Raw genomic sequence first — 10,436 nt, 5'->3', positions numbered from 1 at the left:
AACATTTGTTCATTTCAAGCGTTCTGACAAAGATTTTTAATCGAACTCAGGTTATTTGGGCATGCCGGCGGAAAAAATGTACGCCAAAAATAATTGTGCACCGCCGTCAGGCCATTCGCTGCAACGTTTTTGCACTTTTGGGCACTGGCTGCATCGCAAACGCGCTTCCGCTGGTCGCAGTTTCCGTCGTGCCACTGCTCCAAAACAGCTGCAAACGGTTTCCGCTGCTGTCCTTCACGCAGGCAATAATAGGAAAATACAACTTCATGAACTTTAATAATATACTTTAAATAAACTATATCAATTTTAATAACTTGGTAAATCTATAGATATTTATACCACTATTATCTAATAAAAATAATACGAAAACACCAGTCTTTTTTATCGGATAATATAAAAGTACACGACAGTAAACAGAAAAATCATTGACTTTCAAATGTTAAAGTTTATTTTAAATTAGCGTCTAAATAATTTTTGCTTACATTTGATAACGGTTAACCAATTAACTTTTATAAATTTTTTAAATTACAAAAAATGAAAAATAAATTTTCGTCTTTTATGTATGCGAATTGTATTTGCATGCTTTTTCTAGTAGCTGTTAGCTGTTCAAGCAATTCCGAAGCTGATGCAAACGTCAGCAACAAACCACAGGCCGACGTTCTTCTTTCTAATTTTTATGGCAAACCTTTCAATTACGGCGCAACCGTTCAAACAAAACAACAAAATGTTCCTGGCGCATCCAACAGAAGTGTAGAAGTTCAAAACTTGCAAATCACCGAAGTTTTTGTTGATGGCGACGAGCGTGCTAGAGGTTACGTTATCTCCGATAAAGAGACTAGCGAATTACTTTACTTTTTTGATGTAGATCGCGTTGATTACAAAATGACCGCTATTAAAGTCGATGCTGCACAAACAATGACGTTTAATGACATTAACGAAATTGACAAATACATCAGCACAAATGAGTTTGACTTTATAACGATTAAAGACCATCCTGATTTTGAGCCGCCAACTACTGAGCAACCAATTGCTCTAAGGCCAAGATATACTTACGGTTCTTGTTTCAGAGGTGTAGATGGCAATTGGGTGCGTGGAGTTTATATTACCCGCTATTTTTTAGGGATTCGAATAAGCAAAACCATTGCTCTTATGAAAGAGGACGGAACTGGTCAAGTAACGGTGGGCTGCAATGAAGAGTACAATCCAAATTAAAAAATTAAGCTTGAAACTTAAACCGATTTACCTTTAATTAGGTTAATCGGTTTTCTAATAATATGAAACAATTATCCTTTATTATAATTACCATAATTTTTAATTATTGTGCTCAATCTCAAATCTTTATCCCGCTTGATAACGATACACATGAGCTTATTGAAGAAGTTAACTACACCCTCTTATTTCGTGGCGATACGGTTTCAAAAGGAATCACCAAATTGAACGAATTTACAACTTTAGACACCTCTAAACCCTACGATTCTCTATGCTTATCAAAGTTCGATTACGAAGATCTTATCGTACCAAGATCAAAAATTGATACTTTAATTTATTTAAATAAGAAGATGTTGTTTTTAGACGAAGTTGTAATTAGCAACAAGCGTGATAACACAATTCGCTTGGGCGAGTTAAACAGATTTGTTAAGAGCCGGAGTACCAGAATTTCAGACTCGATTTTTGGCGGAATACTGTTTACTAATCCCTACAGCAAAACAATTGCGGTTCGTAAAGTTGATTTTTTTATAGACAAAGCCGTTCATGAAACCAATGTGGTCATTAAATTTTTTGCTATCGAAAAAACGAAAGTGAGCGACTATATTATAATATCAAGAGAATTGTTTTCGACCGACAGCATCAAGATTCAAACAAAACAAAAGGGTAAAATAGAAGTACCTTTGAACCAAGCCTATGAATTAAAACCCAATGAGCAGATTTTTGTGACTGTTAAACTGTTGAACTACCCAAAAGACGGAAAGCTCAATTTCATACCCGATGTAAAAGAACAGACTAAACTCAAATTTCAAATTTCCGAAAGAACCGATTATTTTAACAGGTACTGGAAATTAAAAGTTAATAAGTCTTCAGACGAACTTATCAATGTAAATGCTTTTTTAAATTACGATTATGCGTATCAATTTAAACGGAAACCACATAAAAGTATGTTAGTAGCGCCAGCCATTGTGTTATATGGTGTTTTTGCAGAATAAAAGAGGATTTCCGCTGCTGTCCTTCACGCATTAAATACGTTGAACCAAAATTCATTTCCGCTCAAAAATCATCGTAGTGGAATCGGCATTGAACTACCACGCATTTCTGATCAACTCCGCGTTCGCCCAAAACGTTATATACCAACCGAAGGTCGCCGATTATGCGTTAAAGTATATATGATTCTGTAGCTCGTTAATTAAAATAGTGCTCTATATCTATCGTTTTAAATTCGCCACTTTCGAACTGCGAGATAGATTCGTCGAGCCAATTTAGATTCGCTTTTGTCGAAAGCAAATGCGATGTCTCGATGATAGAATTATACTCTTTAATGGACAGGCATACCACAGCATCGTTTTCCTTCTTGCCTGCTACGATTAATGCATCTTGCGAATCGGCCACCTCAGCAATATATTTGTTAAGTTGCTTCCGGAAGCTTGCTAAAGTAACTGCTTTCATTTCGTGTGTTTTGCAATTTTGAATGAAGTAAATTTAATCCGAAATCAATTACCAGATCAACTAATTTAAAATTTCCCATAAACAAAAAAGCACCGCCTTTCGACGGTGCTTTTTCAATAATTGGATTAGTTAGTTTCTTACTACTACAGCATCTTGCTTCCAGCTTTTAACTTTGGCAACACGCGAAGCCGAATAATCTACTTCGCTTAAGCTGTTTTGATTCCAGAAGAACCATTTTCCGGTTTTTTCGCCTTCGTTGTAAGTTCCCATGGCTACTTTATTACCCGCAGCATCGTACGATACCCACTGCCCGTGAACTTTTCCGTTCTTGTAATATCCTTGTTGCGCAACTTGACCGTTATCGTGGTAATACGTAGATTTAACCAAATTGTCAACTACCTCATGCTTCGGCGCAATTCCTTGCGAAAAACCAACAGCGAACATCAATAGCGCGCTCCAAACAAACATCGTTTTCATATGAGTTGAACTTTAAATTAATAACTCAAAGATAACAATTAATTTACATACGCAACACATTGGCTTAACAATTTGGTAACATTGCGAAAAATTTAACATTGGAAACGGTTTGAAAGCGGTTTGAAACGTTCCATCAAAGACGGCTGCCGCGCCAACGACAGAGCGGTTACCCCACAGCCGAAAAAGCCATCACAAAATTTAAATGACGCACTACCGTTGGCTTTTGCGGCGAGGAGTATGAGCGATGGCGTGCCCGGGCGCCCAAAAAATAAACCCGCAAATACGTACCTTTAGCGCACTAAAAAACGATTCATGAAATTACATGCTATTGAAGCGGGAAATTTTAAACTCGACGGCGGCGCGATGTTTGGTGTGGTTCCGAAAGTGCTTTGGCATAAAACCAATCCGGCCGATGCCAATAACCAAATTGATTTGGCTGCGCGCTGTTTGCTCATTGAAAACGGCAACCGCCTGACGCTCATAGACACGGGCATGGGCAACAAACAATCGGAGAAATTCTTCGGATTTTACAATATGTGGGGCGAGCACGAATTGCACCAATCGCTTAAAAATGCCGGATTTCATGCCAACGACATTACCGATGTATTTCTAACACACCTACATTTCGACCATTGCGGTGGCGCCGTATCGCACAATGCCAGCAAAACCGGTTTCGAAACCACGTTTAAAAACGCCAAATACTGGACCAACAAACGCCACTGGGAATGGGCAACCAAACCCAACGCCCGCGAAAAAGCCTCGTTTTTAAGTGAGAATATTTTGCCGATTGCCGAAGCGGGTCAGCTGTACTTTATCGACGAACCTACTGAGACACTCGCCTTTGCAGAAGAACTTGGTTTCGAGATTTTTTACGCCAACGGACATACCGACCAAATGATGATTCCCGTTATTACGTACCAAGGCAAAAAAATTGCGTTTATGGCCGATTTGCTCCCAACAGCCGGACATATTCCGCTGCCGTACGTGATGGGATACGACACCAGACCTTTGTTAACCATGCCCGAAAAACAGGCGTTTTACGATTATGCTGTTCGCGAAAACTGGTATTTATTTATGGAACACGACGCGCACAACCCGATTATAAACTTGCAAGACACCGAAAAAGGCGTGCGACTCAAAGACGTTTTTACGCTAAGCGACGTTTTGTAAGATGGCGTTTATAAATTTACGTTAATAACAAGCGCTAATTCGGAAACTCTGCTACATTTGTTATACAATATATTTAGACTCATGCAAAAAATAAAATTAAGCGGATTTGTATTATTCGCATCTCTTAGCCTTTTGTGCGCAACGCAGGCGAATGCACAAAGCTACACCGCTAAAAAAGCGCAGTTAACGGAAAACGAACTCAAACGCTGGAGTCATCTTGACATGGAAAAAGACAGCGTTCCGGGTATGAGCGTTGATCGTGCTTACGCAGAATTGTTGAAAGGGAAAAAATCGACTCCAGTTATTGTAGGAATTATCGATTCGGGCGTAGATATTGAGCATCCGGATTTACAGTCGGTTGTATGGACAAACAAAAAAGAAGTTGCTGGAAACGGCATCGACGACGATAAAAACGGCTATGTAGACGATATACATGGCTGGAATTTCTTAGGAAACATCACCAAAGAAAACTACGAATACGCGCGTATTGCCAACGACAAAAATTTAGTTGACGATGCGACGTACCAAAAGGCTAAAAAGCAATACGACAGTAAATTCCAAGAATCGCTTGCGATGAAAACGCAAATGGAAAAAGCACTTGAAGGAACTACAAAAGCCGATGCTTTACTTCAGAAAGAGTTGAAAAAAGAAATCTACACGGTGGAAGATTTGGAAACCATTACCTCAACAGATAAAGATGTGGTTCGTGCCAAAATGGTTATGACACAAATGTTGGGTTACGGCTTGCCGGTTGCTGATTTGCTTGTAGAAATCAAAAAACAGCTCGATGAGGCTTCGGCTACAGCATCGGGTGCTGGTTTTGTGGATTATAGAAAAGTTTTGGGCGACAATCCGAACGACTTGAAAGACACTAAATACGGAGACAATAACGTTATTGGTCCGGATAAAGACGAAGCTTTACACGGAACACACGTAGCAGGTATTGTAGCGCAATCGCGTAACAACGGTATGGGTGGCGATGGTATTGCCGACAATGTGCAAATTTTGACTTGTAGAGCCGTTCCGGATGGCGATGAGTACGATAAGGATATTGCCTTGGCTATTCACTACGCAGTTGATAACGGAGCAAAAGTGATTAATGCTTCGTTTGGAAAAAGTTTTTCGCCGCACAAACAATGGGTGTATGACGCTATTAAATACGCTGAAAAGAAAGACGTTTTAATTGTTCACGCTGCGGGTAACGACGCGAAGGACATTGATGTGGAAGATAATTTCCCGAACGACTCAGACGATAAGAAAACCGAATTTGCAGCGAATGTACTTACCATTGGAGCTTTGAATCCGGCGTATGGCGAGAACATTGTTGCTGATTTCTCAAACTACGGACAATTAAATGTAGATATTTTTGCACCGGGAGTTCAGATTTACGCGACGACTCCAAAAGAATCGTACCAATTTTTGCAAGGTACTTCTATGGCTTCGCCAAACGTTGCTGGTGTTGCGGCTTTAATTCGTTCGTATTATCCAAAATTATCGGCTAAGCAAGTGAAGCAAATTATTATGGCTTCGGGAACTCAGGTCGACCAGAAAGTTTTGGCTGGCGAAGATGGAAGTCCGAAAGAATACAAAACACTTTCGGTAAGCGGGAAGTTTGTGAATGCGTATAAAGCATTACAAATGGCCGAGCAAGTTTCGAAAGGAAAAATAAAGGAGATAAAAGGTTAATATTATTTCGAAAAGAGCTGCTGAAAAGCGGCTCTTTTTACAAACAGCTAATTCAACTTACCGATGATTAGATGCTTCTTTGCGCTGTTTTTTTTCAGTAGTGCCGCTATTGCTCAGGGAACCAACCCTTGGCAACAACACGTTGACTACAAAATAAACGTCGATTTTGATGTAAAAACCTACAAGTACACAGGGCAACAATCTGTGGTGTACACCAACAATTCGCCCGACGATTTACAAACTGTATTTATTCATTTGTACCCGAATGCGTTTCAACCTGGGAGCGAAATGGATATTCGTTTACAGAATATTGTTGATCCCGACCGGCGCATGGCAACCAGTATCAAAGAAGGTGATAAAGAACGATTTGAAAGCCGGATTGCCAAACTACAGCCCAGCGAAATTGGTTTGCTCGAGCTAGTCGATGTGAGCTGCAACGGACAAAAAGTAACCGTACTTCAAAAAGGCACTTTAGCTCAATTACTACTCGCTAAACCGATAAAAGCGGGAGAAAAAGTGACGTTTAAATGGAACTTTAACGGTCAGTTGCCGGTGCAAATTCGTCGCTCCGGACGCAACAACAAAGAAGGAATTGCCATTTCGATGAGTCAGTGGTATCCAAAAATTGCCGCTTACGACACCGAGGGTTGGCATGCTAACGCGTACATTGCTCGTGAGTTTTACGGCGAATGGGGCAATTTTGATGTGACGATTGCAATCGATAAAAACTATACGATTGGCGGAACAGGTATTTTACAAAATCCGAACGAAATTGGCCACGGTTACGCAACAAACTTCAAACAGAAAGTTCGCCCCGATGGTAAATTGCTTTGGCATTTTAAAGCCGAAAAAGTGCACGATTTTACATGGGCAGCCGACGATAAGTACATCCACGACCAAGCAAAACTCGACAACGGAACGGTTTTGCATTTTTTATACAAAGACAATCCGGCGATTAAAGAAAACTGGAAACGATTGCAACCCGATGCCGTTCGTGTGATGAATTTTTATAACGAACTCATTGGAACGTATCCGTACAAGCAATACAGCATCATTCAAGGTGGCGATGGCGGTATGGAATACCAAATGTGTACACTAATTTTGGGAGAAGGCAAATACGACGGTTTGTTGGGAGTTACCGCCCACGAAATGGGACACGCTTGGTTTCAAGGCTTGTTGGCCAGTAACGAAAGTAAATACGCTTGGATGGATGAAGGATTTACCTCATACATCGAAGATTTAGCTCTAGCCGAACTGAAGAAAAACACCGCTGTGAATCCGTTTACAGCCGCTTATACCGCTGTTGCGAAATTGCAAACTTCCGGTAAAGAGCAGGCTTTAACAACGCATGCCGATCGGTTTGAGGAAAATCGTTCGTACAGCGTGGCTTCCTACTTTAAAGGGCAGCTTTTCTTGACGCAATTGCAATTTTTACTTGGTAAAGAACAATTGACGAAAGGTTTGAAAACGTTTTTTAACGAATTTAAATTCAAACATCCAACGCCCAACGATTTGGTACGAATCTTGGAAAAACAAAACAATGTGCAACTCGATTGGTTTGTTACCGATTGGACGCAAACCACCAATAAAATAGACTACGCTGTAACGGCAACTTCCGACGAAAACGGTCGCGCCGAAATACTTGTAACGCGAAAAGGCTTAATGCCTATGCCGCAACAGATACTCGTGGAGTTAAAAAATGGCACCTCTGAATACTACTGCATTCCAATTCGGGAAATGCACGGCAATCCGAAGTTTAAAGGAAGCGTACAAGTCGACTGGCCTTGGGCACAACCACAATACCGAATTAAAACAAACGTTTTGTTTGCAGATTTAAAACGCGTGCAACTAGATCCCGATGGATTTGTTGCAGATACTGACCGCGCAAATGATATCTTTGTGAACGAAAAATAATCGAATTGTGAGAAAATTTTGTTTGTTGTTTCTGCTTTGCTTACCCACCCTACTTCAGGCTCAGGTGTACCGATTTAAAGCAACAAGTTTTAGTATAACCGAACGCTTAGATAACGATTCCTGGAGCGATTGGACACCTTTTGAAGAATCGACCGTGGTGATTACGCTCGATGGCAAAAAGGAACGAATTACTATAGCCTCAAAAGAAATTCAGGTTTTCGAAATCATGGAATACGCCGAAAAAATAGAAACCGACGAAGATATTATCATTGGATTTCGGTGTGCAAATTTAGACGGCGCACAGGTCGAAATTGATATTATTACCCGCAAAAAGCAAAACAATCGCAAACAAATTTATGTGAATTACAGCGACGTGCGGTATGTGTACAATGTGTACGATTAAAGAGTAATTGTCAACTTTGCTACATTTTTTCTCAAAATAAACCCTTTCTTTAACTTTTAACAATTGTTCCCAAAGCACTTAAACGCTGTTTTGTAATTTGTTCCAAAACAAATTGTATGTGGGATCGGATTAGAGAAAAACTGAGCATACTTGCCGATGCAGCGAAATACGACGTTTCGTGCTCATCAAGCGGAGGCAACCGAAAAAATACCAATAAAGGCTTGGGCGACTCCAGCGCTTCCGGTATTTGCCACACCTATACCGAAGACGGACGCTGCGTTTCCTTGCTCAAAATTTTACTCACCAACCATTGCATTTACGACTGTGCCTTTTGCGTTTCGCGAAAATCAAATGATGTAAAACGTGCGGCTTTTACCGTTGATGAAGTCGTTGATCTTACCATGAGTTTTTACCGACGCAATTACATCGAAGGACTTTTTCTCAGTTCGGGTATCTTCAAAAACGCCGATTACACCATGGAACGTCTGGTGCGAATCGCCAAGAAACTCCGACTCGAACACAAATTCAACGGCTACATTCACCTGAAAACCATACCTGGCGCCAGCGAAGAACTACTCACCGAAGCTGGTTTATATGCCGATCGGATGAGCATTAATCTAGAAATGCCTACCGAAAACGGCCTCAAATTATTGGCGCCCGAAAAATCGCACGACGAAGTAAAAAAACCACTCGGATTCATCAAAAACAGCATCATTGCGTTTAAAGACGAAAAAAAGCTCATCAAATCGACACCCAAATTTGTGCCCGCTGGACAAAGCACGCAAATGGTTATTGGCGCTACACCCGAAACCGACATGGAAATCATGTATTCGGCCGATCAATACTACCGCTCGTTCGATCTCAAACGCGTGTACTATTCCGGTTATATTCCGATTAGTTACGACACGCGAATGCCGCAAATTGGTTCGCAGCCGCCGTTGCTTCGCGAAAATCGTTTGTATCAAACCGATTGGCTTATGCGTTTCTACGGTTTTAACGTACGTGAAATTCTCAACGAAAACAACCCGCATCTCGACGTAGATATCGATCCGAAATTGAGCTGGGCCTTGCGAAATCCCGACTTGTTTCCAGTCGACGTAAACACCGCCGATTACTACATGATTTTACGTGTTCCCGGAATTGGCGTAGGTTCGGCACAAAAAATTGTGCAAGCACGTAAATTTGGCCGTTTGCGTTCCGACCAACTTCGAAAAATGGGCATTGCCTACAATCGAGCCAAGCATTTTATACGTTGCGCCGACAGCGTAATGCAGTTAACAAACCCCGAACCGCATCAGGTAAAAGCGCAAATCCTCGGCGATTCGAACAGCAAGTATTTGAAAACGCCGCAAAATCAATTGAGTCTGTTCTCATGACCATACTTGTTTTCGACGGAAGTTTTGAAGGAATTTTAAGCGCCGTATTCGATACATACGAACGCAAAATTAAAGACGTTAAACTCGAGTCCGAGCAAAAGCACCAACCGCAATTGCTCTCGGAAATACACCACGTGCAAACCACCGATGAAAAAGCGAACCGTGTTTGGACAGCGTTGCAAAAAAAAATCTCTATAACCTGGCAACAACGCTTGTACTGCTGTTTCTTGTCGGAACTCGAAGACGCATTTCAAAACATTTTGGAATTTATTTGCTACTGTTTCGACAGTGCCGAGAACATCGAAAATAATTACGGACATCCGGCGTTGATGGCATTGACAAAAATCGACAAAAGTGTGAGTCGCGAGCGGCACCGCATGAAAGCATTTATTCGCTTTGAAGAAACGGCCGACGGCTTATTTTACGCAGGCGTAGAACCCGATTTTAACGTCATTCCGCTCGTAATTTATTTTTTCAAAAACCGCTATGCCGACCAAAAATGGATTATCTACGACTTGAGAAGAAATTACGGCTTTTACTACGATTTGAATCAGGTTACCGAAGTAGTTTTTGAGCACGCGCCGAAGATGAAAGACAAAGAATTGCTTCACGAAAAGGAAAATCTGTACGCCTTATTATGGAACGATTATTTTAGAAGCACGAACATTCCGGCGCGCAAAAACATGAAATTGCACTTGCAACACGTACCGCGCCGCTACTGGAAATACCTAACGGAAAAACGAATGAATTAA

General features: G+C 41.0%; 11 protein-coding genes. 9 read left to right on the top strand and 2 right to left on the bottom strand.

All coding sequences use genetic code 11. The annotated features are described in order from the left end of the window. The 3 genes from ACOVQQ_RS05565 to ACOVQQ_RS05555 form a co-directional block, all read left to right on the top strand. Positions 1–290, top strand: a 290-nt coding sequence (locus ACOVQQ_RS05565; protein ID WP_421817315.1) for a hypothetical protein, incomplete at its 5' end; no start/stop codon positions are given. 244 nt (positions 291–534) lie between these two features. Continuing rightward, positions 535–1,212: a hypothetical protein gene (locus ACOVQQ_RS05560; RefSeq protein WP_421817314.1), complete on the top strand. Its 678-nt coding sequence runs from the start codon at positions 535–537 to the stop codon at positions 1,210–1,212. Between the two features lie 62 nt (positions 1,213–1,274). Further along, a complete protein-coding gene (locus ACOVQQ_RS05555) occupies positions 1,275–2,201 on the top strand; it encodes a hypothetical protein (RefSeq protein WP_421817313.1) in 927 nt (308 codons plus the stop codon). Between the two features lie 193 nt (positions 2,202–2,394). On the opposite strand, the gene ACOVQQ_RS05550 is transcribed toward ACOVQQ_RS05555, so the two are convergent. Both ACOVQQ_RS05550 and ACOVQQ_RS05545 read right to left on the bottom strand, forming a co-directional pair. After that, on the bottom strand, positions 2,395–2,658 hold the full coding sequence (locus ACOVQQ_RS05550; protein WP_421817312.1) for a type II toxin-antitoxin system Phd/YefM family antitoxin: 264 nt from the start codon (positions 2,656–2,658) through the stop codon (positions 2,395–2,397). A gap of 129 nt (positions 2,659–2,787) precedes the next feature. Then, positions 2,788–3,135, bottom strand: a complete 348-nt coding sequence (locus tag ACOVQQ_RS05545) for a toxin-antitoxin system YwqK family antitoxin (protein ID WP_421817311.1) — start codon at positions 3,133–3,135, stop codon at positions 2,788–2,790. Positions 3,136–3,447: 312 nt separating this feature from the next. Between ACOVQQ_RS05545 and ACOVQQ_RS05540 the strand changes: the two genes are divergently transcribed. From ACOVQQ_RS05540 to ACOVQQ_RS05515, 6 genes are all read left to right on the top strand, one after another. Continuing rightward, positions 3,448–4,305, top strand: a complete 858-nt coding sequence (locus ACOVQQ_RS05540; RefSeq protein ID WP_421817310.1) for an MBL fold metallo-hydrolase — start codon at positions 3,448–3,450, stop codon at positions 4,303–4,305. 81 nt (positions 4,306–4,386) lie between these two features. Further along, the gene (locus ACOVQQ_RS05535; RefSeq protein ID WP_421817309.1) at positions 4,387–5,991 is read left to right on the top strand and encodes a S8 family peptidase; all 1,605 of its coding nucleotides are present in this window, start codon (positions 4,387–4,389) and stop codon (positions 5,989–5,991) included. A 63-nt stretch (positions 5,992–6,054) separates the two neighbouring features. Further along, positions 6,055–7,905, top strand: coding sequence for a M1 family metallopeptidase (locus ACOVQQ_RS05530; RefSeq protein ID WP_421817308.1), 1,851 nt, complete (start codon positions 6,055–6,057; stop codon positions 7,903–7,905). A gap of 7 nt (positions 7,906–7,912) precedes the next feature. Next, a complete protein-coding gene (locus tag ACOVQQ_RS05525; RefSeq protein ID WP_421817307.1) occupies positions 7,913–8,308 on the top strand; it encodes a hypothetical protein in 396 nt (131 codons plus the stop codon). A 116-nt stretch (positions 8,309–8,424) separates the two neighbouring features. Further along, positions 8,425–9,684 carry a putative DNA modification/repair radical SAM protein gene (locus tag ACOVQQ_RS05520; RefSeq protein WP_421817306.1) on the top strand — a complete coding sequence of 420 codons (1,260 nt, stop codon included), beginning with the start codon at positions 8,425–8,427 and terminating at the stop codon, positions 9,682–9,684. Beyond that, positions 9,681–10,436: a TIGR03915 family putative DNA repair protein gene (locus tag ACOVQQ_RS05515; RefSeq protein ID WP_421817305.1), complete on the top strand. Its 756-nt coding sequence runs from the start codon at positions 9,681–9,683 to the stop codon at positions 10,434–10,436. The genes ACOVQQ_RS05520 and ACOVQQ_RS05515 overlap by 4 nt, the downstream gene beginning before the upstream one ends.

Source organism: Flavobacterium sp., assembly GCF_049240005.1.
In the GTDB taxonomy this organism is placed as follows: Bacteria; Bacteroidota; Bacteroidia; order Flavobacteriales; family Flavobacteriaceae; genus Flavobacterium.
This window is presented reverse-complemented; position numbering and strand designations above follow the sequence as displayed.

Bases quoted from the DNA above. Each gene is read 5' to 3' on its own strand.
- ACOVQQ_RS05545 (WP_421817311.1), bottom strand. From the start codon at position 3,135: ATGAAAACGATGTTTGTTTGGAGCGCGCTATTGATGTTCGCTGTTGGT.
- ACOVQQ_RS05550 (WP_421817312.1), bottom strand. From the start codon at position 2,658: ATGAAAGCAGTTACTTTAGCAAGCTTCCGGAAGCAACTTAACAAATAT.
- ACOVQQ_RS05530 (WP_421817308.1), top strand. From the start codon at position 6,055: ATGATTAGATGCTTCTTTGCGCTGTTTTTTTTCAGTAGTGCCGCTATT.
- ACOVQQ_RS05520 (WP_421817306.1), top strand. From the start codon at position 8,425: ATGTGGGATCGGATTAGAGAAAAACTGAGCATACTTGCCGATGCAGCG.
- ACOVQQ_RS05515 (WP_421817305.1), top strand. From the start codon at position 9,681: ATGACCATACTTGTTTTCGACGGAAGTTTTGAAGGAATTTTAAGCGCC.
- ACOVQQ_RS05540 (WP_421817310.1), top strand. From the start codon at position 3,448: ATGAAATTACATGCTATTGAAGCGGGAAATTTTAAACTCGACGGCGGC.
- ACOVQQ_RS05535 (WP_421817309.1), top strand. From the start codon at position 4,387: ATGCAAAAAATAAAATTAAGCGGATTTGTATTATTCGCATCTCTTAGC.
- ACOVQQ_RS05560 (WP_421817314.1), top strand. From the start codon at position 535: ATGAAAAATAAATTTTCGTCTTTTATGTATGCGAATTGTATTTGCATG.
- ACOVQQ_RS05555 (WP_421817313.1), top strand. From the start codon at position 1,275: ATGAAACAATTATCCTTTATTATAATTACCATAATTTTTAATTATTGT.